Raw genomic sequence first — 25,070 nt, forward strand, 5'->3', positions numbered from 1 at the left:
ACAGCCTGAATGGCCGCCGCCATCATCCGAACGAGGACTTCAACCCCGGATCGGCACTGCCCGTACCCTGGAGGCATGACTTCAGCGAGTCCCGGAACCGAACCCGCCGGTACCCCGACGATCTCCCGGTCCGGCGCCGCCAAACGCGTGCTGCTCGCGAAGCCGCGCGGGTACTGCGCCGGCGTTGACCGCGCGGTCGTCGCCGTCGAGAAGGCGCTCGAGCTGTACGGGCCGCCGGTGTACGTGCGCAAGGAAATCGTGCACAACCGGCACGTCGTCGAGACCCTGCGCGAGCGCGGCGTGATTTTCGTCGAGGAGACGTCCGAGGTGCCCGAGGGCGCGCTCGTGGTGTTCTCCGCGCACGGCGTCTCGCCCGCGGTGCACGCCGAGGCCGAGGAACGGAATCTGCGCACCATCGACGCGACCTGCCCGCTGGTCACCAAGGTGCACAAAGAGGTCAACCGGTTCGCCAAGGACGACTACGACATCCTGCTGATCGGCCACGAGGGCCACGAGGAGGTCGAGGGCACGGCAGGCGAGGCGCCGGACAAGGTGCAGCTGGTCGACAAGCCCGAGGACGTCGACAAGGTGGACGTGCGCGACCCGTCGAAGGTGATCTGGCTGTCCCAGACCACGCTGTCGGTGGACGAGACGATGGAACGCGTCGACCAGTTGCGCGACCGCTTCCCGACCTTGGCCGACCCGCCCAGCGACGACATCTGTTACGCCACCACCAACCGCCAGGTCGCGGTCAAGGCGATGGCCCCGGAGTGCGACCTGGTGCTGGTCGTCGGCTCGAAGAACTCGTCGAACTCGAAGCGACTGGTGGAGGTTGCGCTGAAGGCTGGCGCGTCGGCTTCGCACCTGATCGACTTCGCGTCGGAGGTCGACGAATCGTGGCTGGAGGGCGTGTCGACGGTCGGCGTCACGTCGGGGGCCTCGGTGCCGGACGTGCTGGTGATGGACCTGCTGAAGTGGCTGGCCGAGCGCGGGTACGGGCAGGTGGACGAGGTGACCACGGCCAACGAGAAGATCGCGTTCGCGTTGCCCAAGGAGCTTCGGAAGGCTGTTAAGTCGGAGTCCTGACGGGCTTTGGGGCTGGCTGCTTGCCTTTTGTCGGGGTCTGCTGCGGCTGAGGGTTTGGTGCGGTGCCGGGAATCTGGCCGCTGTGCCGGGAAGTCGTGACGGAGCCTGGCTGCTGTGGTCGAGGGGCTGTGCGAAAGCCCGGCTGCTGTGGCCGAGAAACCGTCAGGACCCGTGCAGCTGCCGACCTGAGGCCAGAGATTTCTTTGCGCCACAACGAAAAGGCCGCCGATCCCGGTTAAGGGATCGGCGGCCTTTGTCGTTTGCCTGTGCTGTCTGACCGCGGCTGTGCCTGACGCGAGTAATCCGCGCTGGGTCAGCCCTCGTCGTCCCAAGGACGCTGGCGGCGCGGCGGTTCCCGGCGAGGCGGACGCGGACGCCCGGGCGGCGGTTCGTCCCCGCGCGGCCGACGACGCGGCGGCGGTGCGTCGCCCCGCGGATCACGACGGCGCGGATCCCCTTCCGGCGGCCGGGGACGACGGCCCTCTGGCGGCGGCTTGCGGCCACCGCGCGGAGCGTTCGGGTCCATCGGCTCGCGCCGAGGGCGGGCCCCCGGGTCGGCCGGCGGACGGGGGCGTCGCGGCGGCGGAGCATCGAGATCGCGCGGCGGCCGGCGACGGTTGCCCGGAGGCGGCGTCTGCCCGGTGCGCCCGGCCGGCGGCCGCGAGCGCGGACGGTTCGCGGCTTTGTCGTCGTCCTCGTCCCGGGTGCGCGGCAGCTTGCCGTCTTTGATCTTGACGGGCGCGTCCGGGTCGCGTTCGCGATAGATCCGGAAGAAGCCGAACAGCAACGTGACGCCGGTGGTGACCGCCATCGTCGGGAAGCCCTTGATCAGCGGCGTGCCGATGTTGAGCAGCTTCGACAGAGTGTCGCTGGCCTCCGGGCCGCCGCCGGTCAGCAGCACCACGCCCGGCACGGTGACGGCGAGCACCAGCGGCGGCTGCACCATCGGACCGAACAGCCCGCGTCTTTGCACCGCGCCGACCGCGATCACGGCCCCGAGGAAGTAGGCCGCCTTGAAAACAAAACCGAGGCTGCCGGTGGACTTCTCGTCGATGATGGCGCCGAGCACTGCCAAGCCGAAGCCCACGAGCACAGCCGCCCACCAGGGCAGGCCGCGCCTCGTGCCGACGACGAGACGCTCGTCCCACGGCACGGGGGCGTCATCGGCATCGGGATCGCTCTGGCGATCGCGTATCGCGGTCACGAGGCACACCGTAGCCCGTACTTGTCACGATCTTGTTGGCACTGCCGAGGACAGCACGAAGCAGCCACTCGACCGCATGACATTTCGTACGGTCGAGCGGTACTCGCGGTACGGCCTGTCCGCCCCGCTCCGCCGGACGGGGAACCAGTGGACCAGACCTCTGACCAGCGGTGATACCGACGGTATGGTCTGACTGCCCGTTCCCGGCCCTGCGCTGGCCCCAGGCTATGCCACCGCCCGACGGCCGCGACGGCGGCGTCGCCGGTTCCGTTCCGGAACATTCGCCGTTCTGGAACTTGACCGGGAATTGACGTTCCCGCGAACCGCCTGAGCATCCGGATCCTGCCCGCGCGACGTCGGAACCCTGCCCTTTCGCTCGCCGCGACGGCAGTGTCCAACCTGGACTTCGCCGTTCGTTCTGGGCAATCCGGACTCCGTTGCCCTGCCCGTCCGCGCGCGTCGCAGCGTCTGGCCGGGAGCCGCGGCAAGCCGTTCGACCGTGGCGGGCCATGACCCCGCGGACCAAACCATCGCCTCAACTGGAGACGCGTGTTCACGGATCGCCGGTCACCGGGATGGCGACCTGGCTGACTGCGGACGCCTCCCGTGCCACCGCGATGGCTACCGCGCTCACGGCAACGCCCGAGCGGGGCGTGCCTCGTGACGCTCAGCGGGCCTCGCACGCAGGCTCATTCCGCCGGATCGCGCCGTCGAACCCGCGCGGCCGAGGGGTACCGCACCCGAGCGCGGCCGAGAGGCACCCCGCCGGAGCGCTGCCGAGGGTCGCCCCACCGGAGCGCGGCCAAGGCTCGTTCCGCCGGACCGCCCGCTTACAGCCGAGCCGCCAGACCGCCTGCCTAAAGCCGAGCCGCCGGACTGCCGGACCGCTCGCCTGAGGCCGAGCCGCCGGGCCGCTAGCCAAGATGCCGCCAGACCGCTAGCCAAAACCTCGTCTCGCCCAACAGCACCACGAGCCTTCAAGCCCCAGCCCGTGTTCCGCGCGTCTCAGCCAGCCGCCCTGGCGTCCTCAACCAAGGCTGCCGGACCCAGTCCCGCGAGAGCATGCCGACGACCGTCCGATCGCGACTGTCGAGCCCGCGGCCATCGCGCCGCGACCTCAACCAGCTGCCACCTCGTCTCCCTTCCGAAGCTGCGGCACCGGTGCCGGACTGCCCGACGCGTCGGTGAGCGGCGCGACCGTCGCGCGGAACGACTCCAGCGCCTCGAGTTCCCGGCGGCGGGCCGAGACAAAGCGCTGAAGGTGCGTCGTGGACAGATTCAGCGCTTCGACCGCATTGCCCGCGGCCCGATGTGCGGCGGCGGCGCCCGCGCGCACTTGCTCGACGTCCTCGACGAGCGCCCGGTCGCTCGCGGCGAACAGCGCCGCCGACGCGAGCACCCCGAATCCCGTGGGGCCGCACAGGAATACGCGGCGGTCGATCAGCCAGCGCAGCAGTTCGGGATCGGTGTCGAGAGCGGCGACCACGGCCGCGTCGGACGGGACGAACATGACGGTGCCGTAGATCGCGTCCGCCCAGCGCTGGTAGCCCTTGCCCGCCAGCTCCGCCGCGCGGGAGCGCAACTGCCGGACGTGGACGCGCAGCGCGTCGAGTCGTTCTTCCGGATCGTCGGTCTCGACCGCCTCCGCCCAGATCGCCATGCTCGCCTTCGCGTCGACCGGCACCGCCCGGCCGCCGCCGACATTCAGCACCAGGTCAGGCTTCGCGCTTCCGCCGCCGCCCAGATCGGTCTGCAGGGTGAAGTGCAGTCCCTCCCGCAGTCCGAGTGCGCGCGCGGTCTCCACGAGCACCTGTTCGCCGAGTTCGCCGCGGCCGTGGATCGACGCGAACGCCACCTCGTACCGGCGCAGCGCGAGTTGCTGCTGGTCGCCTTTCGCGCGCTCCGCCGCCACGAGCCGTGCGGCTGCGTCGGCCCGGCGCATTCCGTCGTTGTACAGCCGCCAAAGCACGACGACCGCGACGCACAGGAGCAGCGCGAGCACGATGGCCGCAGTGGTGATCACCGTCTCCACCCGGTCCTCCTTTCCGTCGGGTCCGTCGGGTGTCCGGACGCGAGACATCATGGCGGACCCCACCGACAAAAACCGGCACGCACGGTCGCGCTGTGTAGCTGACCTGCGACTTTGCAGATTCGGTGCTGGGCGTGTCCCCGCGGACCTGATCGGCTTCGTACACACGTTCGAGTGGGGCATCGGCGTGCCTGCGGGATTTCGTCGGTGTCTGCTCCTAACGTGGTCGCCGTGAGAGTCCTCCATACCTCTGATTGGCACATCGGCCGCACGTTCCACGGCGCCGATCTGCTTACCGAACAGGAGGCCGCCCTCACGCACATCGCCGAACTCGTCGACCGCGAGTCGGTCGACGTCGTGGTGGTGGCCGGTGACATCTACGACCGAGCGGTGCCGTCCGCCGAAGCTGTCCGCGTCGCCACGGCCGCGATGACCCGCATCCGCCGGGCCGGCGCGGAACTCGTGATCACGCCCGGCAACCACGATTCGGCCGCGCGGCTCGGCGCGTTCGCCGAATTCGCGGCGGCGGGCGGGCTGCACGTCCGCGCGACGGTCGAAGGCATCGCGGAACCCGTTGTGCTGCACGACGAACACGGCGCGGTCGCGTTCTACGGCATCCCGTATCTCGAACCCGAGCCGTCGCGGCACGCCTTGGGCGTGCCGGAGGCGCGCGGCCACACCGGCGTGCTCGGCGAGGCGATGCGGCGGGTGCGCGATGATTTGGCCGGTCGTCCGGGGACGCGATCCCTGGTGCTGGCACACGCTTTCGTCACCGGCGGCGAGGCCAGCGAATCGGAACGCACCATCGCGGTCGGCGGCGTCGAGCAGGTTCCCGGCTCGGTGTTCGACGGCGTGGACTATGTCGCGCTCGGCCACTTGCACGGTCCGCAGACGCTCGCGGAACACCTCCGGTACTCCGGAAGTCCGCTGGCGTACTCGTTTTCCGAAGCGCGGCAACGGAAATCGGTGTGGTTCGTGGATCTCGACGCCAACGGCCTGGCCGAGGTCCGCCGGCACGAGCTGCCCGTGCCGCGTCCGCTCGCGACCCTCTCCGGCGAACTCGCCGCTTTGCTCGAGAACCCGGAGCACGAGCAATGGCGCGAGCATTTCCTCTCGGTCACCGTCACTGATCGAGTCCGTCCGATCGATGCGATGCGGTTGCTGCAGGACCGCTTTCCCTATGCGGTGCACATGGATTGGCGGCCAGACGGCGGGGCCGCCGGCACCGAACTGAAGTACGCCGAGGCGGTACGCGGGCGCAGCGACATCGAGATTGCGCGCAGTTTCCTCGACGACTGCCGCGGCGCTCCGCCGACCGAACGCGAGGAGCGGCTGGTGCACTTGGCGCTCGAAGCGGCGAACCGGGCGGCGGTGGCGAAGCTGTGAGACTGCATCTGCTGGAGGTGGAAGCCTTCGGCCCCTACGCGGGTCGAGAGGTGGTGGACTTCGACGCCCTCGGCGCCGACGGTCTGTTCCTTCTCCACGGCGACACCGGCGCGGGCAAAACCACGCTGCTCGACGCGATCGCGTTCGCGTTGTTCGGCGTGGTTCCCGGCGCGCGCGGCGACGTCAAGCGATTGCGGTGCGATCTCGCCGAACCCGATCGGCAGACCGAGGTCGTGCTGGAGCTGACCGTGCAGGGTCAGCGGCTGCGGATCGTGCGCGGCCCGGAGTACCAGCGGCCGAAGAAACGCGGCGACGGATTCACCACGCAGCAGGCCCGGGTCTCGCTGACCTGGGTCGGCGAACCGCCTGCCGGGCTGCCGCCGGACGGAAGCATCCGCATCGACGAGGTGGCGCGCACTGTCGAGCGGCTGCTGGGAATGACGGCGGCGCAGTTCTTCCAGGTGGTGCTGCTGCCGCAAGGAGAATTCGCGAAATTCCTCCGCAGCGACACCACGGAACGCGAGAAGCTGCTGGAACGGCTTTTCGGCACCGAGCGGTTCTCCGACGTCGAACGCTGGTTCGCGGACCTTCGCGCGGAACGTGGCCGTGCGCTGGAAAAGCGACAGCAGGAGGTCCGCGAACTGCTCGCTCGCTACGCGCAGGAAGCGCAGCAGGAACCGCCGGAGGAAGGACAGCCGGAGTGGGTCGAGGCTGTCCTGACCGAGATCGCTGCCCGGGCCGAGGCAGCGGAAACCGAAGCAGTGCAAGCACGTTCGGCGGCGAAGTCCGCTGACGTCGTGCTGCGCGAGGCGGAAGAGGACGCGGACAAGATCCGCCGCGTCCGCACCGCGCACACCCGGCTGACGCAGATCGCCGAGCAGGCGACTGAACGTGCCGAGTGGATGGAAGAGATCGCGGCGGCCCGGCGCGCTGCCGCGGTGGTGCCTGAAGCCGAGTTGATGGAGCGGCGCACGTCCGAACTCGGCGACGCGCAAGTGCTGGTGGCAGACCGGATCCGAGACCTCGCCGAGCTCGGTTTCGACGCGGTCGGGCTTGCCGTCGCCGACCTTCGCGAGCGCGCTGGCTCCGTTCGCGAGGAGGCGGGTGCTCTCGCCGAGTTGGCCGCGGAAGCGACCCAGCAGAAGAGCGACGAACAACGCCGTGCGGAGCGGCAGAAAGTCGCGAAGAAAGCTGCCGAGCAGGTTGCTGGGCTTGCGGAGCGGCTGGACAAGCTGCCCGGTCTCCTCGCCGCTGCGCGGACCGAAGCGACGGCGGCTGGAGAAGCGGCGGCGAAGCTGGACGGTGCCAAGTCCCGCGTCGACGAGCTGACGGCGCTCACTCGTGCGGCCGAGGAGTTGCCGCCAGCGGAAGCCAAGGTCGCGCGTGGCGAAGCGAAACTGCGCGAAGTGGTCGACGAGCATCAGGCGGCTCGGCAACGTCGGCTCGATCTCCGCGAACGGCGTCTCGACGGCATGGCAGCTGAGTTGGCTGCTGGCTTGGCCGATGGAACGGCGTGTCCGGTGTGCGGGTCGGCCGAGCATCCGGCACCGGCGAACCACGACGCGCCGCTGGTTGACGCGGCCGAAGAACGCGCAGCCGAAGACGCCGAACAGAAGGCGTCGGCATTGCGTCAGCGAGTGGTGTCCGCGTTGGAGGAAGCCAAGGCGCGGGTCGTCTCCTTGCGGGAACGATTGGACGGACGCGCCGCGGAGGAGATCGCGACCGCGCTGACCGAAGCCCGGGCGGTCGTCACGGAACTCGCTGGAAAGGCGCAGCGCAAAGACCAGCTGACCGGGAAGGTAGCCGAGCTGGAACGCGGTGCCGAGCAACTGACGGAACAGCGTCGTCTCGCCGAGCAGACGGTCACCGAGGCGAACGGCGAGATCCGGGCCTTGGCCGAGCGGATGGCCGAACGCGAACAGCGCCTGATCGCGGGCAGGGGAGAATTCCCGGACGTCCCCGCCCGACGGCAGCACCTGCTCACGTTTGCCGGAGCACTCGACTTGACAGCTGAGGCGCACACCGCGGTGTCCGGAGCGGAGTCCCGGCTCGCGGAACAGCGGGATCTGGTGGAGATCTCGTTGCATGCCAAGGGGTTCTCCACCCTTGAGGAAATGCGCGCGGCCGTCCGCAGCGACGAGCAGGTCACCAAGCTCGAACAGGGCCTCGCTGAGGCGGAAGCGATGGCCGCCGCTGCGCGGGAGATGCTCGCGCAACCGGAACTGTTCGGGATCTCGCCGGACGATGCGGTCGAGGTCGCGCCGTTGGCCGAGCGGGCAAAGGAGACGCGTGCGCGCGCAGACACCGCTTTCGCCGCGCAGCAAGCGGTTTCGGCGCAACACCGCGAACTGGTGAAGCTGGCCGGGCGGCTTGGCACTACGCTGTCGGAGCTGCGGCCGTTGGAGGAGGAACAGGCCGAACTTCGGGCGCTGTCCGAAGTGGTCAATGGGCGAGGGCAGAACGCGCGGAAGATGTCGTTGCGCTCGTACGTTCTGGCTGCCCGGCTGGAAGAGGTCGCGCTCGCGGCGACCGCGCGATTGCGAACGATGAGCCAGGGCCGCTACTCCTTCGTGCACTCGGACGCGGCCGGCGCACGCGGCACGAGGGGCGGCCTGGGTCTCGACGTGCTGGACGACTACTCCGGCACGGTGCGCCCAGCGAAGACGTTGTCGGGCGGCGAATCGTTCCTCGCGTCGCTCTCGCTGGCGTTGGGCCTCGCTGACGTGGTGGCGGGCGAAACCGGTGGTGCGCTGCTCGACACCCTCTTCGTGGACGAGGGTTTCGGCACCCTGGACGCTGAAACGCTGGACGTGGTGATGAACATCCTCGACGAACTCCGCGCCGGCGGCCGCGTGGTGGGCCTGGTGTCGCACGTCGAGGAACTCCGCCAGCGCATCCCCACGCGGTTGCGGGTGCGGAAGTCCCGCACCGGGTCGAGAGTGGAGTTGCAGATGGCTTGATGAAGCCCAGAGCGACGGTCGGGTCGAGTCGCTGCCGGACGCATTGACCCGATGCGGGCGAGGCGGCGGGCTGGCGGGGCGCGTTGGCCTGATGTGGGCGAGACGGTGGGCTGGCGGGGCGCGGAAGACCGACGTGGACCCGTGGGGTGGCGCGCTGGCAGCGGTGGACGCGGCGGGATGGTTGCGAGGCGGCATGCCGACCCGTGGCGAGCTGCGGCTAGCCGGTGCGGGTGAGTGCGCCGCTGGGCTGGCTGCCGCGGTGGCGGGCCGACCATTGTTGGAGGAGCTGGAGCAGCCCTCATTCGGCGACCCCGGCCCGGCCTGTCCCGGCCTGGCTTCGTTCGACTCAGCCCGGCCCCGCCTGGCCTGGCTCGGCTCGGCTCGGCTCGGCTCGGCTCGGCTTGGCCTGGCTCGGCTTGGCCCCGCCTGGCCTGGCTCGGCTTGGCCCGGCCCGGCCCGGCCTTGCCCAGCCCGGCTCAGCCCTGCCCGGCCTTGCCCAGCCCGGCTCAGCCTGGCCCGGCCTTGCCCAGCCCGGCCCGGCCCGGCCCGGCCCGGTTTGGCCGACTCGGTTGTGTCCGGCGAAGTCCGCGCAGCCTGGCTAACCCGGTCGCGTCCGGCCAACCCGGCGCAGTCCCACCACCTCAGCCGAGCCGTCAGGCGGACTCCTCGTGGTGCAGAAGCCACCGCTTGGCGTTCACTCCCCAGCGGAAGTTGCCGATCGCACCGCCGGTCCGCACCACCCGGTGGCAGGGCACGAACAGCGCCGCCGCGTTGCGGGCGCAGGCGGTTGCTGCCGCGCGGACTGCGGAGGGGTTTCCCGAGAGGGTGGCGTACTCCGCGTAGCTCACCGGGCTGCCTGCCGGGACTTTGCGCAGCATCTCCCACGCGTGCTCCCGGAACGGGCCTGAGCGCTGCCGCACCTCGATGTCGGCGACGGCGTCCAGGTCGCCGCCGTGGTAGCGGCGGATCGCGGTCGTCACGGGGCCCAGGTCGCGGCGTTCGGTCAGGGTCGCCGGGGCCAGGGACGGCGAGACGAGCGGCGTCAGTTCGGCGACGTCACCCGTCCAGCCGGAGGCCAGTACGGCTCCGTCGCCTGCCACCACGGCGGTGAACGGGCCGATCTTGGTGTCCAAAGTGGACCAGAAGGCGGTGTGCACGGGAAAAGTCTCCATCAAACGGTTCGGGAGCTGAGATAGCGGCTGGCGTACGAACTCCACGGCTGCCAGCCGCGCGCGGACGTCGCCAGGTCGATGCCCAGCGCGGCCGCGTTGTGGCGGACGGCTGGGTCTGCGGCCAGCAGGATGTCGGGGGCGCCGAGCAGGCGCATCACGACGTAGTCAGCGGTGGCCGGATCGACGCCGAGCGCGAGCATCTCCGCGCGCAGTTCGTCGGGGTCCCGGCCCACGTGGAGGTCCAGCTCACCGGCGACGATCGCGGCGGCGACCTTCGTGACCAGCGGCTTCACGTCGGCCGATGCGATGACGGCCGGGGTCGGGAAGAGGGTCGTCAGGGTGTCCATGGGCGGGTCAGCGGGCGGGACTGGCTCGCCGAGCCGGACAACGTCGGCCACGTCCTCGCCCAGCAGGGCGCGGAGCAGGACCTCCGGACCGTCGACGGCGCCTGGCACGCGGATGCCGGGGGTGGCGGTGACCAGCGGGGCCAGGGCGTCGTCGGCGGACAACACGCGGGTGACGGCTTCCGGGTCCGCGTCCAGGTCCAGCAGCCGGCGTACTCGGCTGACGGCGCTGCTCAGGTCGCGCAGGTCCGAAAGTGCCAGGTCGCACTGCACGTAGCCAGCGCGCGGGCTGACCCACACCGACGCCGGGCCGTGCGGCAGGCGGAGGGTGCGGCCGTAGCCGTCCTCGGAGACGGCTTCGATGCCCGGCAACGCCCGGGAGGCGTGATAGTTCAGCACGCCAGCGGCGTCGAACGGGGCGCGGAACGGCAGGCGAAGGCTGAGCCGCGTCGCGCCGCTGGGTTCGTTGCGGTTTCCGCGGCGGAGCGAAGCTGCTCGGAGCTGCGACGGAGTCGTCGCGAACACTTCGCGGATCGTCTCGTTGAACTGCCGGATGCTGGAGAATCCGGCGGCGAACGCGACGTCGGTCAGCGGCAGTTGCGACATCTCGATCAGCAACCGCGCCGAGTGGGCGCGGTGTGCTCGGGCGAGGCGGATCGGGCCCGCGCCAAGCTCAGCCGTCAACACGCGGCCGAGCTGGCGTTCCGAGTAGCCGAGCTGACGGGCCAACCCGGGCACGCCCTCTCGCTCGACCAGGCCGTCCGAGATCAGCCGCATCGCGCGGGCGGCCAGGTCGGCGCGCACGTTCCAGTCCGGCGAACCTGGGACGGCATCCGGCAGACAGCGGCGGCACGCGCGGAAACCACCGGCCTGCGCGGCCGCCGACGTGGGGTAGAAGCGGACGTTCTGCGCCTTCGGCGTGAGCGCCGGGCAGGACGGGCGGCAGTAGATGCCCGTCGTGCGCACAGCCATGATGAACTGGCCATCGAACCGCTGGTCGCGGGCGGTCACCGCGCGGTAGCAGCGCTCGGTGTCGCGCCAGATCGGGACGGTCGAGGTAGCCATGCCGTCGATGATGCCAGCAGGTGAGAGCCCTGACTGGCGGAAAACCGACACGACGTTGCGGCCGCGCTCACCGGGTCGGCGGGGGTCTTCGCCCAGCACGTAGACTTACCGGCCGTGAGTCTCACCCTCGGTATCGTCGGCCTGCCCAACGTCGGCAAGTCCACCCTGTTCAACGCGCTGACGCGCAACGACGTGCTCGCCGCGAACTACCCGTTCGCCACGATCGAGCCCAACGTCGGCGTCGTGCCGCTGCCGGACCCGCGGCTGGACCAGCTGGCCGAGATCTTCTCGTCGGAGAAGACCGTGCCCGCCGTGGTGTCCTTTGTGGACATCGCGGGCATCGTGAAGGGCGCGTCCGAGGGCGCGGGGCTCGGCAACAAGTTCCTCGCGAACATCCGCGAGGCCAACGCGATCTGCCAGGTCATCCGCGTGTTCGACGACCCGGACGTGGTGCACGTCGACGGCCGGATCGACCCGATGTCCGACATCGAGACGATCAACACCGAGCTGATCCTCGCCGACCTGCAGACGCTCGAGAAGGCGCTGCCCCGGCTGGAGAAAGAGGCACGCACCAAGAAGGAAGCGCGGCCGGCGCTCGAAAACGCCCAGAAGGCCAAGGAAATCCTCGACGCCGGACGCACGCTGTTCCAGGCGCAGAAGGACATCGACGGCGAGGCGCTGCGCGAGCTGAGCCTGCTCACCACGAAGCCGTTCCTGTACGTCTTCAACGCTGACGAGGCCGTGCTCACCGACGACGCGCGCCGCGAGGAGCTGGCGAAGCTCGTCGCCCCGGCGGACGCGGTGTTCCTCGACGCGAAGGTCGAGGCCGAACTGCTGGAGCTGGACGACGAGGAGTCCGTGCGCGAGCTGCTGGAGTCCGTCGGCCAGCTGGAGCCGGGCCTGAACGCGCTCGCCCGCGCGGGCTTCCACACGCTCGGCCTGCAGACCTACCTCACGGCCGGCCCGAAGGAATCCCGCGCCTGGACGATCCCGCAGGGCGCGACCGCCCCGCAGGCCGCCGGCGTCATCCACACGGACTTCGAGCGCGGCTTCATCAAGGCGGAGATCGTGTCGTTCGCGGACCTCGTCGAGGCGGGCTCGATGGCCGCCGCGCGCTCGGCGGGCAAGGTCCGCATGGAGGGCAAGGACTACGTGATGGCGGACGGCGACGTCGTGGAGTTCCGCTTCAACGTCTGACCGGCTTCGCGCGCGATACTGCTTCCCCGGCCGGTCTTTGCCGGATCGCCGGGGAGGTTGGAGCACGGTGAAGATCTGTCGCGGGAAACGCGATCCGGTTGGCGCATCCCGATTTCTGACCGGGGCTGCGGCCAAGGAGTGCTGCGGCAGGCCGTTTTGTCGGACCGAGTTCGTATGATCCAGCTATGCCCGTGCTCTTCACCCCGTCCTTGCCGGATCGCGAGGACGGGGGACGCCTCGGCGGTGCGCCGCCGGTTGTGATCGAGGCGCATCCGCTTCTCGAGACGCATCGCTATCTGCTGACTGTCCCCGCGGCTCCGTGGGCGCCCGACAGCGAGGTTTCGGTGCTGCTGCGCAACGGATTCGACATCGGCGACAGCGACCTCGAATACCCGGACCTGGCGATGCGTGCGCTGGTGCACGCGCCCTCGCCCCGCGGAGAACGAGCCGAGTTGGGATGGCCGGGGCTTCGCTCGGCGGCGCTCGTCGAGATGCCTGACACGGAGGACTCGATCGCGCTGATCCGGATCGCGGACGAACCGGTGCTGATCCAAAACGAACCCGGCTACGCCGACGCCGTGCGCGCCGACGGGCATCAGTTTCTCTTTCAGGTCAACGAAGAGGGCTGGCCAGTAGAGGGCGAACTCGAGGACGTCATCGACGAATATCTCTGGGGATACGGGTCGGTCTACTTCTACGGCACGCCGGGTGCCGACGGAATTGTGCGCGAGGTCGTCGCCGGGTTCATCGACTTCTGAGCCTCGGCAGGATGGCGGTCCTGCCGAGGCCGAGATCGAAAGTCAGTTCAGCTCGGCGACGCCAGCCACCACCACACCGTAAAGATCCCCGATGGTCGCCAGAGCGCCGTTATGCAGCTGCTCAGCACTAACCTCCCCAGCCGGAGCCAGCAACGGCCGAGTAGCGCAGGCGTTGGCGACGACGGTCGGAAGGTTGCCGCGGAGGAAGGCTCCCTCGGTGGTGAACGTGACGCACATGTTGGTCATGAATCCGGCGATCACCACGTTCTTGTGCCCGGCTTCGTCGACCCGCGAGCCCAGGTTCGTGTTCACGAATGAATTCGGCGCGCCCTTGACGACGACCGTCTCGCCGTCGATCGGGGCGACGTCCGGATGGATGCTGCCGATCTCGGCGCGGATGTCGTAGGGCGTGCCCTCGCCACCGTCGTTGATTACGTGGATCACGGTCGTTCCGGCGGCACGCGCCTTGGCGAGCAAGTCTTGAGCCGCGGTCAGCGCCGGACGCCAGCCGTCCAGTTCCATCACGCCGCGGGTGTAGGTGTTCTGGTAGTCGACCAGGATCAGCGTCGCGTCGGCCAGCGTCGCCGGGGTCTGGTCGAGACCGTTCAGCTCCCGCAGCGTTTTCCTTGCCATGGTGGGGGTTTCCTCTCGTTTCTGGTTCGCACGATCGACGCTAGACTCGGCAGCGGATGTCGGCAATGACATGCAAGACGCAGAAACCGACATGAGAGGATGCGATGAAGAGACTGCCGGTCGTCGTCCTGTTCGATCGGATCGACCTGCTCGACGTGACCGGGCCCGCTGAGGTGTTTTCCTTGCTGCAGCGGGAAATGGACCAGCCGACGGGCTACCGGGTGGTGCTCGCGGCGAGGACGACGGACCCGGTGACCACCTCGGCCGGGGTGCGTGTTTTGCCCGACGTGACGTTCGCGGAGTTGTCCGGGAAGGCGATCGACACCCTGATCGTGCCGGGGGCGGTGACGGCCGGGGAGAACGGGGAGATCGTCGCGCGCTGCGACCCGGCAGTGGTCGAGGAGGTGCGCCGGCTGGCGGGGCAGACGCGCCGGGTCGCGTCAGTCTGCGTCGGAGCGCACATCCTCGCGGCGGCGGGGCTGCTCGACGGCAAACGCGCCACCACGCACTGGTCGACCGCTCGGCAGCTGGCCGCGGAGCATCCGGAAGTGACCGTCGACGCGGATCCGATCTTTATTCGCGACGGCAGCGTGTGGACCGGGGCGGGGTTGAGTGCTTGCCTCGATCTCGCACTCGCGCTGGTGGCCGACGATTTCGGTCCGGAGCTGGCCTCGCGGGTAGCTCGGCAGCTGGTGATGTTCTTGCGGCGGCCGGGTGGGCAGAGCCAGTTCAGCGTGTCGTTGGAACCCGCGTCCGCGACTCGGCGCGTGGATGAGTTGCGGCAGCACATCGCCGCGCATCTGGCGGATCCGCTGACGGTCTCTGACCTCGCCGCGCATGCCCACGTGACGGACCGGCAGATCACCCGAGTGTTCAAGGCAGAATTGGGGATGACGCCCGCCGCGTACGTCGAGCACGCGCGAGTCGAGGCGGCGCGGCATCGGCTGGAGACGACTGACGAAACGCTGTCACGGATCGCCGGGGCTTGCGGATTCGGTACGGTTTCTACGCTGAACCGGTCTTTTCGGCGGACCTTGAATACGACGCCCAACGAGTACCGGGAGCGGTTCCGGATCAGTTAGCGGCAGAACATTTCCCCAGCCGGAACAGGCCCCGAAGGGCCGACCGGGATGCGGGTGCTCAGCCGAGCAGGCCGAGCACCACCATCGACAACAGGACGACAGCGGTCGAAAACACCGCGACCCACGTGCGCTGTGCGGCGGTGAGCTGGACGGAGGTGCTGTTCATGGCGGGTCCTAGCGGGGCGAGTGCCGATGATTACCGCTGGGATAGCGCCTTGATCTAGCTCACTGTTACCGCTTGTGATCAAGGTCACGGCGATTGCGCGCGGTGTGCCACAGCACCCCGCCCGCGGCGGCCACCATCAGGCCGAACGAACCCATCCCTACCACGAGTGCCTGGACCATCCCGGCTCCTTCCGTCGCGTCTGTCCGGGAGACGCGCGAGGGGGCCGGTCGTTATGCCAGGGTTGCGGACGTCACACCTGGTCAGCGGGCCGCCAGCACCTCGTCGATCTGCTTGGCGAGTGCGAAATCGCGTTCGGTCAGGCCGCCCAGGTAGTGGGTGCTGAGGCGGAAGGTCAGCGTGCGCCAGCGGATGTCGATGTCGGGATGGTGGTCGGCCTCCTCGGCGAGCACGGCCACCCGGTCCACCACCTCGATCGCCGCCGGGAAGGACGGGAGTTCGGCGGTCCGCACGATGTTGTCGTCCTCGCGCTGCCACTTCGGGACGGTGCCGAGGGCCTGCTCCACTGCCGAGTCGTTCAATAGCTGAGTCATCACTCCATGGTGTCGGCTACGCTGCGGCATTGCCACGGGAGTCCGGTACGCCGGGCTGAGAGGCGGGCCTCGCACCCGCGACCGTTCGCACCTGGATCCGGATCATGCCGGCGTAGGGAGGCCGTATCGCTCTCCCTCATCCGGCGCAGTGCAGGAGGGGAAGAATGATGTCGCGGACCGTCCGCACGGTGGCCTGCCTCGCAGGAGTCTCGGTGCTCGCCAGCGCCTGCTCGCTCTCCAGCGGCGACTCCGGCGGGTCGTCCGCGAGCTCTGACCAGCAGACGCCGACCGTCACGCTGGTCACGCACGATTCGTTCGCCGCCCCGCAGGACGTGCTCGACGCCTTCCAGCGCCAGTCCGGGATCAAGCTCAAGATCCTCAAGTCCGGCGACGCCGGCGCGCTCACGAACAAGCTCGTGCTCACCAAGGGCAGCCCGATCGGCGACGTCGCGTACGGCGTCGACAACACCTTCGCCTCGCGCGCTCTCAGCGAGGGCGTCTTCCAGCCCTACACCAGCCCGGAGGCCGACCGCGGCCCGCAGCGTTACTCCGTCGACCCGCAGCACCGGCTAGCGGCGGTCGACCTCGGCGACGTCTGCGTCAACATCGACCCGGCCTACTTCGCGAGCAAGGGCCTCCCAGAGCCGAAGACGTACGACGACCTCGCCGACCCCAAGTACAAGGACCTCACCGTCGCCGAGAGCCCGGCCACCGCGTCGCCGGGGCTGGCCTTCCTGCTCGGCACGGTCGCGAAGTACGGCGAGGACGGCTGGAAGGGCTACTGGCAGAAGCTGAAGGACAACGGCCTCAAGACGGTCAGCGGCTGGGAGGAGGCCTACACCAAGGACTTCTCCGGCTCGTCGGGCAAGGGCCCGCGGCCGATCGTCGTGTCCTACGCCTCGTCGCCGGCCGCTGAGGTCGGCGAGGACGGCAAGCCGCGCACCAAGGCGCTGCTCGACACCTGCTTCCGCCAGGTCGAGTACGCGGGCGTGCTCACCAACGGCAAGCAGATCCCGCAGGCCCAGAAGGTCGTCGACTTCCTGCTGTCGCAGCAGTTCCAGACGACGGTCGCGGCCAACATGTACGTCTACCCCGCGCGCCAGGGCGTCGAACTGCCCGCGGGCTGGGCCACCGCGGCGCCGCAGCCGCAGACGCCGGCCACCATGCCCGCGGACAAGGTGCAGGCTGGCCGGGAGAAGTGGATCGGGGAATGGCGCTCGCTCATGGGCGCGTGATCCCCGCGCGCACCATCGGGCTCACGCTGCTCGGCTTGCTGCCGGTCGCGTTCCTGGTGGTGTTCTTCGCCTGGCCGGTCGTCGCGATCGTGGGCCGGGGGTTTTCCGCGGGCGGCGTCGACACTGTGCTCGGCGACCCGCAGACGTGGCGGCTCGCAGGGTTCACGCTGGCCAGCGCGGCCGCGTCGACGGTGGTCGCGGTGCTCGCCGGGCTGCCGGTGGCGTACCTGCTCGCGCGTGTCCGGCTGCCCGGCGTCGGATTGGCGCGGACGATCGTGCTGGTTCCGTTCGTGCTGCCGACGGTTGTCGTCGGGCTGGCTTTCCGGGCGATCTGGCCGGACGGCGGCGTGCTGCCGCTGGTGCTGGCCAACGCCTTCTTCAACGTCGCGGTCGTCGCGCGCACGGTCGCCGGGCTGTGGGCGCATCTCGATCCGCGAGCGACCGAGGCCGCGCGGGCGCTCGGTGCCTCGCCGTGGCGGGCGTTCCGGTCGGTGACGTTGCCCGCGCTCGGCCCGGCCATCGCGTCGGCTGCCGCAGTGGTGTTTCTGTTCTGCGCCACCAGCTTCGGTGTGGTGCTGATCCTCGGCGGCGGTAGCTACCGGACGCTCGAGACCGAGATTTACCTCCGGACAGTCGACCTGCTCGACCTCTCCGGTGCGGCTGCGTTGTCGTTGATCCAGTTCGCGGCCGTCGTCGCTGCGCTGGTGCTGGGGGCGATGGCGCGTCGGAAGCGGGAGAACGCGGTGAAGCTGCGGTCCGCTCAGGTCACCGCGCGCCGGCCCCGAGGCGGGGAGTGGTGGACGGTCGGTGCCGCGGTCGTGGTGCTCGGCCTGTTGCTGACGCCGATTGTCTCGTTGCTCCTTGAGTCGGTGTCCACTTCAGACGGATGGAGCCTCGCCGGATACCGCGCGCTGAACACCTTGGGGCAGAACGGCGCGCTGCAGGTGTCCGGCTGGATCGCGGCGCAGAACTCGCTCGCCGCGGCCACTGATGCGACGCTGCTGGCGATGGCTGTCGGTCTGATCGCGAGTGTGGTGCTGGTGGCGCTCCGCCGTTCGCCGGGAGGGCTCGCGCGCGGGATGGGCGAGACCATGGACGTCGCGTTGATGCTGCCGTTGGGCGTGTCCGCGGTGACCGTCGGCTTCGGTTATCTCGTGACGCTCGACGCGTTGCCCGGCGACCTCCGCACGTCGCCGCTGCTCGTGCCGTTCGCTCAAGCGCTGGTGATCATGCCGCTGGTGGTGCGGATGATCCTGCCGGTGCTGCGCGCGGTGGACGTCCGGCTGCGCCAGGCCGCCGCGACGCTCGGCGCGAGCCCGGCGCGGGTGTGGCGGGAGATCGACTTTCCGCTGGTCGCGCGGTCGGTGGTGGCCGCGGCGGGCTTCGGGTACGTCGTCGCGCTCGGCGAGTTCGGCGCGACCAGCTTCCTCGCCCGGCCGGACGCGCCGACGCTCCCGGTGGCCGTCGCGACGCTGATCAGCAGGCCGGGGGAGTTGAACAACCAAATGGCGTACGCCGCGTGCGCCCTGCTCATGGTGGTGACTGTGGTGGCGGTGGCGCTGATCGACCGGTTCGGCTCGGTCCGCGGCGCCAGCACAGTCGGGGAGTTCTGATGGCGCTCACGGTACGGGATTTGACTGTCCACTATGGATCGTTCGCCGCGGTCCGCGACGCGAAGCTGGACATCGCCGACGGCGAGGTGCTCGCGTTGCTGGGCCCGTCCGGTTCGGGCAAGTCGACGTTGCTGCGCGCGATCACCGGGCTGGAGCCGGTGTCGTCCGGTTCGGTTTCCTGGGACGGCACTGATCTCGCCGCGGTGCCGGTGCACAAGCGCGAATTCGGTCTGGTGTTCCAGGACGGACAGCTGTTTCCGCACCGCGACGTCGCCGCGAACATCGCGTTCGGCCTGCGGATGCACGGCGTGCCTCGCGAACGGCACGCGGCGCGTGTCGAGGAGCTGCTGAAGCTGGTCGGCCTGGAAGGCTACGAACGGCGACGGGTGACTGAGCTGTCCGGGGGACAGGCGCAGCGCGTCGCGTTGGCTCGTGCGCTGGCCCCGGAACCGCGTTTGCTGCTGCTGGACGAGCCGCTGTCCGGATTGGACGCTGGACTCCGCGAGCAGCTGGCGATCGATCTGGCGGATCTGTTGCGGCGCAGCAAGATCACCGCGCTGCTGGTGACGCACGACCAGGAGGAAGCGTTCACGCTCGCCGATCGCGTGGCGGTGCTCGACGCCGGGGAAATCCGGCAGGAGGGCGCGGTCCGGTCGGTGTGGAACAAGCCGGTGGACGAGAAGGTGGCGCGATTCCTTGGCGTCACGACGTTCCTGGACGGCACCGCGGCCGACGGCGTGGTGCGGACCGAGCTGGGCACCGTTGAGCTGGGCGTGGACGACGGTCCGGTCAGGCTCGGATTGCGCCCGCACGGCCTGAAAGTCGCTGCCGAGGGCGTGCCCGGCGAAGTAACCGCCGCGGTGCACCGGCGCGAGCATCTGCGACTGGTCGTCCGGTGCGGAGAGTCCACTGTGGACGCGATCGCCCCGGCCGGGGCGGACTACCGGGCAGGCGACCCCGTCCGGCTCCAGCCGGATCCGGACGGGATCGCCGTAGTGGGCTGAACCCCCAGGTCAGCCGTCTCGGGTGACGAGGCGTCCGTAGGCGATCGACAGCCCCACCACGATGTAGCAGGCCGCGCGGACCGAGCCTTCGCCCATCATCGACAGCGTCATCGGATCCTGCAGGGCCGAGGCCGGGGCGAGTGTCCAGTTCTGCGTGAGCAGGAACGGGTGCACCGCCTTCAGCGAGCTGAGGAAGCCGAGAATCGTGAAGACGATGTTCATCGCCAGCACCGAGGCGACCACGAGCATCGGGTGCTCGGTAAAGCTCGACACCGCCAGCGCGATCGCGCCGACCGCCCACAGCTGCAGCACGATCCAGCCGCCGACGAGCAGGATCCGCAGCAGCGCCTCGCCGAGCGACAACGTGGTGCCCGACAGCGTGAACAGCGAATCCGTGCCGTTGATGATCAACCCGGTGGCCACGCCGGTCACGCACATCGCGAGCACCGCGACCACGGACACGGTCGCGACGCCGAACGCCTTGACCGTCAGCAGCCGCCCGCGGCTCACCGGTGCGATGAGCCAGCCGCGCAGCGTGCCGTGCGCGGCCTCGCCGGCGATCGCGTCCGCGCCCGCCATCGCGGAGGCGAGCGGCAGCAGCAGCGTGAGCGTCATGACCATCGCGGCGATCGGCAGCACGAACGCGTTGTTCACCGCCGACACCAGCAGCGCGCCGCCGCTGTCGTCCGGCGCGTTGCCCCCGGTGTTCTGGCCGACGAACGTGAGGCCGATCCCGATCACGATCGGCACCAGCGCCAGCAGACCCAGCACGGCGAGCGTGCGCGGCCGGTGGAAAATCCAGCGCAGCTCCGCGGCGATCAGCCGGAGCAACGGCACCGTGTCGTGCCCGGTCCGGCTCACCGGCACCGCGACCGCAGCGGTAGTCATGCTTCCCCCTCAGCTTCGTCGCCGGTAGCCGATTCCCCTTCGGTCAGCCGCGCGAACAGGTCCTCCAGCCCGGTCCGCGCCCGGGTCGCCTCGTGCACCTCGACGCCGGCTTGCACGAGCACCTGCAGCACCCTCGGCGAGGGCGTCGCGGTGAGGTCGACGCGGACGCCGTCCGGCGTCAGCCGAGCCCCGATTCGGTTCTCCCGCAACGTTTCCACCGCCTGCTCGGCGTCCGGGGTGCGCACCAGCAGCGCGGCGTTCCCCGACTCCAGCAGGTCCGACAGCTCGCCCTGCGCGACCACCGTGCCGGACTGCAGCACCGCCACGTGCGTACAGGTCGCTTCGACCTCGGCGAGCAGGTGCGAGGAAACCACCACGGTCACGCCGTCGGAGTGCAGATCGGCGATGATACGGCGGATCTCCCTGGTACCCGCCGGATCCAGACCGTTGGTGGGTTCGTCGAGCACGACCATCCGGCGCGGCACCAGCAGTGCGCTCGCCAAGCCGAGCCGCTGCTTCATGCCGAGCGAATAGCCCTTGTACCGGCGGCGCGCGGCGACCGACAGCCCGACCCGGTCCAGTGCGGAGTCGACCGCGCCGGGGATCGCGGACGACGCCAGCCGGGGTTCGGCGGCGGCGAACCGCAACAGGTTGTCGCGGCCGGAGAGGAACGGGTGGAAGCCCGGCCCCTCGACCAGCGCGCCGACGTCCGGCAGCGCGTGCGCGGATTCCTCCGGCATCTTCCGGCCGAGCAGTTCGACCTCGCCCGCGGTCGGGCGGACGAGCCCGAGCAGCATCCGGATCGTGGTCGTCTTGCCCGAACCGTTGGGCCCGAGCATGCCGAGCACGGCGCCCTCGGGCACGTCCAGGTCCACGTGGTCCACCGCGACCGTGCTGCGGTAGACCTTGCGCACCCCTCGGGTGCGCGCGGCCAGCGGGACCGCCGGGGCGGGCACCTCGTCCGAGATGCCCGCCCCGGTTTCGACCGCGATGCTGGTCACTTGGCGCCCAGCGCTTCGTAGAGCACCTGCTCCGGGACCGCGCCTGCGGCGAACCGGCCGTCGTCGGTCAGGACCGCGCCGCCCACCTTCGTGGTGAAGAGGTAGCCGCTGCCCCACGGGCCGTTGACCCGCTTGGCGAACCGGCTCAGCATCTTCTGCACGTCCGCGCCGCCCTTTTCGTCGCCCTGGGCCTGCTTCGGCTTCATCAGGTCCGCGGGCACCTTGCCAGTGACGACGGTGTCCCAGCCGTCGCCGACGAACTTGGTGGCCTGCTTGGCCTCGTTCGCGAGCGCCTTGTCGCGGTCGTCGATCTTGGCCTGCTTCTCGGTCACCTTCGCGCCCTTGGGCGGGGTGAAGGCGAACAGGTCCGCGGACTGGTCGGCGAACTCGATCTTGCTGAACGCCAGCTCCAGCGCCGGGGCGGTGGTTCCGTTGCTCAGCACCGAAAGCCGCAGCGGCATCCGGGTCTGCGAGTCGACCGCGACGCGGATCTCGCGCAGCAGCGTGCGCTCGGTCGGCTTCGGCGTGAGGACCAGTTCGTACGCCGGGCGGTCGGCGACCGTCGCCGTGCCGTCGACCGCGACGTTGCTGCTCTCGCGCACCTTGGCGAGCAGTTCCTTGGCCGCGGTGGACGGGTCGGCGGCCTGGCCCTCGGCCGGCTTGTGCTGCTTGGTCGCGACCTCCGCCGGGATGGTGGTCTTGGTCGCGCTGTTGGTCTTGGAGTCGTAGTCCCACACGGTGTTGCCGTTGTGGATGATCGTCTCCTGCGCCTGCCCCTTGGTGAGCGACACCTTCGTCTTGCCGGCGCCGTCGCTGAACACCTGCGCCGAGTCGACGCCCAGCGCGCCCGCCCCCGGGATCGCGCCGGTCGCCATTTTCGGCAGGCCGAGGTCGTTGCTCACCGTCACGGTGCCGTCGAACGGCGCCGGCTTGGCGGTGACCACCGACTGGACCAAGTCCTCCGCGCTGACCTGTGGCAGCTTCGGCGCGTCCCCCGCCGAGGCAGGCATCGCCACGACAACCAGTCCTCCGACACCGAGCGCGGTGCCGACGACGGCCGCTGTGATGGCCTTCTTCTTCGGATCCATCTCGTCTCTCCCTGTGTTCCCGGGCTCTGGTGGGCCCGGCTCCCGGTGCAGACGTTCCCCCGCCGAGGCTGAGATACCCCTGAATGTTCGGCCCGGCTAGCTGAGATCGCACTGAGAGTACGCGCGTCAACTGCACAAACCGGCCATGATGAGGATCGTGAAACCTCGGGTGCTGGTGGTCGACGACGAACCTGGCGTGCGCAAGGCGCTGCAGCGCGGCCTGCGCGCGGAGGACATGGACGTGGTCACCGCCGCGGACGGGCCGACCGGGCTGCAGCTCGCGCGCACCGGTTCGTTCGACGTCGTGCTGCTGGACATCATGTTGCCCGGCTTGTCCGGCTATCGCGTGCTGGAACGGCTGCGCGCGGAGAACGTGACCACGCCGGTGCTGCTGGTGTCCGCGAAGGACGGCGAGATCGACCAGGCCGACGGCCTCGACCTCGGCGCCGACGGTTACCTCGTGAAGCCGTTCTCGTTCGTCGTGCTGGTCGCCCAGGTACGGGCGGTGCTGCGCCGCGCCGGGCCGGACGCGTCCCGCGGTGCGCTGAAGCTCGGCGCGCTGGAGGTCGACCGGGCGCTGCGGCAGGTGCACTGGGACGGTCAGGAAGTGCCGTTGAGCCCGCGCGAGTTCGGGTTGCTGGAGGTGCTCGTCGGCCGCGCCGGGACGGTCGTGACGAAGGACGAGCTGCTGCGCGCGGTGTGGGGCGAGGAGCAGGCCGTCACGCGGAATCTCGTTGAGGTGTATGTGGGTTACGTGCGGCGCAAGCTCGACGCGGTCGGCGCGGGCTCGATCCTGCGGACGGTGCGCGGGCACGGCTATCTCGCCTCGGACGACCAGCTCGACGAGGTCATGTGACCGGCTCGCCGTCGTCGTGGTGGAGCGGTCGTTCGCTGCAGGTCCGGATCACCGTGCTGGCCGCGGCGATCACCCTCGGCTGCCTGCTCGGCCTCGCCGCGCTGGCGGCGAACAAGCTCGACCCGCTGCTTACTGACTCGGTCGACGAGGAGCTGACCGCCGCGCTCGTCCCGGCGGCCGGTGCGGTCTCCGCCGGGACGCCGTTGACCTCGGCGGACCCGGTTTCCGTGCGGGTGCTGGACATCTCCGGCGCACCGGCGGACGGCCAAGCTCGGCCGAAGCTGACCGAGGCGGAGGTCTCGCAGCTCAAGGCAGGTTTGCCAGTGCAGTCCGACGGTTCGCGCTGGCGCGGCCAGGTGGTCAGCACGCCGAACGGCAGCCAGCGGCTGGTCGTGGCCGGCGCCGGGCTGGTCGGGTTCGCCGCCGCGGTGCATTACGGCGGGCTGTGGCTGGTCGTGGTCGCGCTGGTCGGCGCGCTGGTGGCAGGCCTGGCGACGTGGCTGGTCGTCCGGCTCGCGCTGCGCCCGGTGGCTCGGATGCGCGGGCTGGTGCGAGCGCTGCCGCCGGGTTCCCGGCTGCCGCTGCCGACGTCGCACGACGAAATGCGCGCGCTGGCCGAGGAATTCAACGCGCTGCTCGAACGCCAGGAAGAGGTCAGCCAGCGGCTGCGCCGGTTCACCGGCGACGCGGCGCACGAGCTGCGTTCGCCGGTCGCGTCGATCCGGGTCCAGGCCGAGGTGGCCGTGACGAATCCCGATCCGGAGCTGTCGCAGGAGACGCTTTCGGACATCCTCGAGGAGTCCGAACGGCTGTCCGGCCTGCTCGACGGCCTGCTCACGCTGGCTCGCTCCGACGCAGGCGAGGTGCCGCCCGCGGAACCGGTCGAGGTGGTGTCCGAGGTCCGCGCGGCGGTGCGGCGGCTGCCGTCCGGGACGCCGAACACGCGGGTGAGCAGTGCGGTGGCGCAGGCCTGGGCGTCGGCGGCGCACCAGGAGGTCGAACTGGTGCTGGACAACCTGCTGCGCAACGCCTGCCGGTACGCGTCCGGCCAGATCGTGGTGTCCGTGCTGGCTTCGCGGTCGAAGGTCCGGGTCGTGGTGGACGACGATGGCCCGGGCATCGCGCCCGAGCACCGGAGCAAGGTGTTCGACCGCTTCTATCGGGTGTCCGACGACCGCGCGCGCTCGTCCGGCGGAACCGGGCTGGGCCTGGCGATGGTCGCCGAAACGGTGCGCCGCCGAGGCGGTCAGGTCCGGGTAGGAGAGTCGCCCGACGGCGGCGCGCGGTTCGAGGTCACCTGGCGGGCGGGAGCGGACCGGTGAATCCGGTGGGGGAGACTGGGCGCATGGACGCGGTCATCGTCGGGGCGGCACTGGTGCGCGACGGCAAGCTTCTTGCCCAGCAACGAGCTTGGCCGCCGCATCACGCGGGCCAGTGGGAACTGCCGGGCGGGCGTGTCGAAGAGGGCGAGACCGAAGCCTTCGCGCTGGCGCGGGAATGCCACGAGGAACTGGACGTGGTGGTCACCATCGGCGAGCGCGTCGGTCCGGAAATCCCGCTGCCGGGCGGAAAAGTGCTGCGCGTGTACTCCGCCGCGCTGCTGTCCCCCGGCGACGAACCGCGAGCGGTCGAACACACCGCGCTGCGCTGGGTCGGCCACGACGAACTGGACGATCTGGACTGGCTCCCCGCGGACCGGGACCTGCTGCCCGCGCTGCATGAGCTCGTGAGTGCCGGTTCCGAGTAGAACCG

21 protein-coding genes and 1 riboswitch are annotated in these 25,070 nt (G+C 70.2%); of the genes, 12 read left to right on the forward strand and 9 right to left on the reverse strand.

What is annotated here, in order from left to right; genetic code table 11:
* Positions 1-75 precede the first annotated feature (75 nt).
* Positions 76-1,086, forward strand: a complete 1,011-nt coding sequence (locus ACFXI3_RS19225; protein WP_378400887.1) for a 4-hydroxy-3-methylbut-2-enyl diphosphate reductase — start codon at positions 76-78, stop codon at positions 1,084-1,086.
* 313 nt (positions 1,087-1,399) lie between these two features.
* Here the strand turns inward: ACFXI3_RS19225 and ACFXI3_RS19230 are convergent, their stop codons facing one another.
* Together ACFXI3_RS19230 and rmuC are read right to left on the reverse strand one after the other, a co-directional pair.
* Positions 1,400-2,290: a DUF6542 domain-containing protein gene (locus tag ACFXI3_RS19230; RefSeq protein ID WP_378400889.1), complete on the reverse strand. Its 891-nt coding sequence runs from the start codon at positions 2,288-2,290 to the stop codon at positions 1,400-1,402.
* A gap of 1,117 nt (positions 2,291-3,407) precedes the next feature.
* Entirely contained in the window at positions 3,408-4,322 is a 915-nt protein-coding gene (gene rmuC / locus ACFXI3_RS19235) for a DNA recombination protein RmuC (RefSeq protein ID WP_344286210.1), read from the reverse strand.
* A gap of 228 nt (positions 4,323-4,550) precedes the next feature.
* Between rmuC and ACFXI3_RS19240 the strand changes: the two genes are divergently transcribed.
* Together ACFXI3_RS19240 and ACFXI3_RS19245 are read left to right on the forward strand one after the other, a co-directional pair.
* Positions 4,551-5,705 carry an exonuclease SbcCD subunit D gene (locus ACFXI3_RS19240; RefSeq protein ID WP_378400891.1) on the forward strand — a complete coding sequence of 385 codons (1,155 nt, stop codon included), beginning with the start codon at positions 4,551-4,553 and terminating at the stop codon, positions 5,703-5,705.
* A complete protein-coding gene (locus tag ACFXI3_RS19245; protein ID WP_378400893.1) occupies positions 5,702-8,665 on the forward strand; it encodes an AAA family ATPase in 2,964 nt (987 codons plus the stop codon). The genes ACFXI3_RS19240 and ACFXI3_RS19245 overlap by 4 nt, the downstream gene beginning before the upstream one ends.
* 653 nt (positions 8,666-9,318) lie before the next feature.
* On the opposite strand, the gene ACFXI3_RS19250 is transcribed toward ACFXI3_RS19245, so the two are convergent.
* Positions 9,319-9,822 (reverse strand): methylated-DNA--[protein]-cysteine S-methyltransferase, encoded by a 504-nt coding sequence (locus ACFXI3_RS19250; protein ID WP_378400895.1) that lies wholly within the window; start codon positions 9,820-9,822, stop codon positions 9,319-9,321.
* A 14-nt stretch (positions 9,823-9,836) separates the two neighbouring features.
* Positions 9,837-11,246 (reverse strand): DNA-3-methyladenine glycosylase 2 family protein, encoded by a 1,410-nt coding sequence (locus tag ACFXI3_RS19255; RefSeq protein WP_378400897.1) that lies wholly within the window; start codon positions 11,244-11,246, stop codon positions 9,837-9,839.
* 114 nt (positions 11,247-11,360) lie between these two features.
* On the opposite strand from ACFXI3_RS19255, the gene ychF reads away from it, so the two are divergent.
* Entirely contained in the window at positions 11,361-12,443 is a 1,083-nt protein-coding gene (gene ychF / locus ACFXI3_RS19260; RefSeq protein ID WP_378400899.1) for a redox-regulated ATPase YchF, read from the forward strand.
* 185 nt (positions 12,444-12,628) lie between these two features.
* Entirely contained in the window at positions 12,629-13,201 is a 573-nt protein-coding gene (locus tag ACFXI3_RS19265; protein WP_378400901.1) for a hypothetical protein, read from the forward strand.
* 42 nt (positions 13,202-13,243) lie between these two features.
* Here the strand turns inward: ACFXI3_RS19265 and ACFXI3_RS19270 are convergent, their stop codons facing one another.
* The gene (locus ACFXI3_RS19270) at positions 13,244-13,834 is read right to left on the reverse strand and encodes a cysteine hydrolase family protein (protein ID WP_378400903.1); all 591 of its coding nucleotides are present in this window, start codon (positions 13,832-13,834) and stop codon (positions 13,244-13,246) included.
* Between the two features lie 104 nt (positions 13,835-13,938).
* Between ACFXI3_RS19270 and ACFXI3_RS19275 the strand changes: the two genes are divergently transcribed.
* Positions 13,939-14,916: a GlxA family transcriptional regulator gene (locus ACFXI3_RS19275; RefSeq protein ID WP_378400905.1), complete on the forward strand. Its 978-nt coding sequence runs from the start codon at positions 13,939-13,941 to the stop codon at positions 14,914-14,916.
* Between the two features lie 426 nt (positions 14,917-15,342).
* Here ACFXI3_RS19275 and ACFXI3_RS19280 read toward each other — a convergent pair whose 3' ends face one another.
* Complete coding sequence (locus ACFXI3_RS19280; protein WP_378400907.1) at positions 15,343-15,633, reverse strand: 4a-hydroxytetrahydrobiopterin dehydratase; 291 nt, start codon at positions 15,631-15,633, stop codon at positions 15,343-15,345.
* 24 nt (positions 15,634-15,657) lie between these two features.
* Positions 15,658-15,769, forward strand: a riboswitch (TPP riboswitch).
* A gap of 31 nt (positions 15,770-15,800) precedes the next feature.
* Between ACFXI3_RS19280 and ACFXI3_RS19285 the strand changes: the two genes are divergently transcribed.
* Genes ACFXI3_RS19285 through ACFXI3_RS19295 form a run of 3 tightly spaced genes read left to right on the forward strand, consistent with a single transcriptional unit; the run spans position 15,801 to position 19,485 of the window.
* Positions 15,801-16,868, forward strand: a complete 1,068-nt coding sequence (locus ACFXI3_RS19285) for a thiamine ABC transporter substrate binding subunit (RefSeq protein WP_378400937.1) — start codon at positions 15,801-15,803, stop codon at positions 16,866-16,868.
* The gene (locus ACFXI3_RS19290) at positions 16,844-18,481 is read left to right on the forward strand and encodes an ABC transporter permease (protein ID WP_378400909.1); all 1,638 of its coding nucleotides are present in this window, start codon (positions 16,844-16,846) and stop codon (positions 18,479-18,481) included. Before ACFXI3_RS19285 ends, ACFXI3_RS19290 begins: the two co-directional genes overlap by 25 nt.
* Positions 18,481-19,485, forward strand: coding sequence for an ABC transporter ATP-binding protein (locus ACFXI3_RS19295; RefSeq protein WP_378400911.1), 1,005 nt, complete (start codon positions 18,481-18,483; stop codon positions 19,483-19,485). The genes ACFXI3_RS19290 and ACFXI3_RS19295 overlap by 1 nt, the downstream gene beginning before the upstream one ends.
* A 9-nt stretch (positions 19,486-19,494) precedes the next feature.
* Here the strand turns inward: ACFXI3_RS19295 and ACFXI3_RS19300 are convergent, their stop codons facing one another.
* Genes ACFXI3_RS19300 through ACFXI3_RS19310 form a run of 3 tightly spaced genes read right to left on the reverse strand, consistent with a single transcriptional unit; the run spans position 19,495 to position 22,462 of the window.
* Positions 19,495-20,373 (reverse strand): ABC transporter permease, encoded by an 879-nt coding sequence (locus ACFXI3_RS19300; protein ID WP_378400913.1) that lies wholly within the window; start codon positions 20,371-20,373, stop codon positions 19,495-19,497.
* Complete coding sequence (locus ACFXI3_RS19305) at positions 20,370-21,374, reverse strand: ABC transporter ATP-binding protein (protein WP_378400915.1); 1,005 nt, start codon at positions 21,372-21,374, stop codon at positions 20,370-20,372. Before ACFXI3_RS19305 ends, ACFXI3_RS19300 begins: the two co-directional genes overlap by 4 nt.
* Positions 21,371-22,462, reverse strand: a complete 1,092-nt coding sequence (locus tag ACFXI3_RS19310; protein WP_354740088.1) for an outer membrane lipoprotein carrier protein LolA — start codon at positions 22,460-22,462, stop codon at positions 21,371-21,373. The genes ACFXI3_RS19305 and ACFXI3_RS19310 overlap by 4 nt, the downstream gene beginning before the upstream one ends.
* Before the next feature lie 145 nt (positions 22,463-22,607).
* On the opposite strand from ACFXI3_RS19310, the gene ACFXI3_RS19315 reads away from it, so the two are divergent.
* From ACFXI3_RS19315 to ACFXI3_RS19325, 3 genes are read left to right on the forward strand one after another with little or no spacing between them, the layout of a single operon-like run.
* Positions 22,608-23,318 carry a response regulator transcription factor gene (locus ACFXI3_RS19315; protein ID WP_344286225.1) on the forward strand — a complete coding sequence of 237 codons (711 nt, stop codon included), beginning with the start codon at positions 22,608-22,610 and terminating at the stop codon, positions 23,316-23,318.
* Complete coding sequence (locus ACFXI3_RS19320) at positions 23,315-24,640, forward strand: HAMP domain-containing sensor histidine kinase (RefSeq protein ID WP_344286226.1); 1,326 nt, start codon at positions 23,315-23,317, stop codon at positions 24,638-24,640. Before ACFXI3_RS19315 ends, ACFXI3_RS19320 begins: the two co-directional genes overlap by 4 nt.
* A 23-nt stretch (positions 24,641-24,663) precedes the next feature.
* Positions 24,664-25,065 carry a (deoxy)nucleoside triphosphate pyrophosphohydrolase gene (locus tag ACFXI3_RS19325; protein WP_344286227.1) on the forward strand — a complete coding sequence of 134 codons (402 nt, stop codon included), beginning with the start codon at positions 24,664-24,666 and terminating at the stop codon, positions 25,063-25,065.
* Positions 25,066-25,070: the final 5 nt, after the last annotated feature.

Origin of the sequence: Amycolatopsis sp. NPDC059235 (assembly GCF_042754125.1) — a bacterium.
Classification (GTDB): Bacteria; Actinomycetota; Actinomycetes; order Mycobacteriales; family Pseudonocardiaceae; genus Amycolatopsis; species Amycolatopsis albidoflava.

Bases quoted from the DNA above. Each gene is read 5' to 3' on its own strand.
- ACFXI3_RS19225 (WP_378400887.1), top strand. From the start codon at position 76: ATGACTTCAGCGAGTCCCGGAACCGAACCCGCCGGTACCCCGACGATC.
- ACFXI3_RS19255 (WP_378400897.1), bottom strand. From the start codon at position 11,246: ATGGCTACCTCGACCGTCCCGATCTGGCGCGACACCGAGCGCTGCTAC.
- ACFXI3_RS19265 (WP_378400901.1), top strand. From the start codon at position 12,629: ATGCCCGTGCTCTTCACCCCGTCCTTGCCGGATCGCGAGGACGGGGGA.
- ACFXI3_RS19270 (WP_378400903.1), bottom strand. From the start codon at position 13,834: ATGGCAAGGAAAACGCTGCGGGAGCTGAACGGTCTCGACCAGACCCCG.
- ACFXI3_RS19275 (WP_378400905.1), top strand. From the start codon at position 13,939: ATGAAGAGACTGCCGGTCGTCGTCCTGTTCGATCGGATCGACCTGCTC.
- ACFXI3_RS19280 (WP_378400907.1), bottom strand. From the start codon at position 15,633: ATGACTCAGCTATTGAACGACTCGGCAGTGGAGCAGGCCCTCGGCACC.
- ACFXI3_RS19285 (WP_378400937.1), top strand. From the start codon at position 15,801: ATGTCGCGGACCGTCCGCACGGTGGCCTGCCTCGCAGGAGTCTCGGTG.
- ACFXI3_RS19290 (WP_378400909.1), top strand. From the start codon at position 16,844: ATGGCGCTCGCTCATGGGCGCGTGATCCCCGCGCGCACCATCGGGCTC.
- ACFXI3_RS19295 (WP_378400911.1), top strand. From the start codon at position 18,481: ATGGCGCTCACGGTACGGGATTTGACTGTCCACTATGGATCGTTCGCC.
- ACFXI3_RS19300 (WP_378400913.1), bottom strand. From the start codon at position 20,373: ATGACTACCGCTGCGGTCGCGGTGCCGGTGAGCCGGACCGGGCACGAC.
- ACFXI3_RS19310 (WP_354740088.1), bottom strand. From the start codon at position 22,462: ATGGATCCGAAGAAGAAGGCCATCACAGCGGCCGTCGTCGGCACCGCG.
- ACFXI3_RS19315 (WP_344286225.1), top strand. From the start codon at position 22,608: ATGATGAGGATCGTGAAACCTCGGGTGCTGGTGGTCGACGACGAACCT.
- ACFXI3_RS19325 (WP_344286227.1), top strand. From the start codon at position 24,664: ATGGACGCGGTCATCGTCGGGGCGGCACTGGTGCGCGACGGCAAGCTT.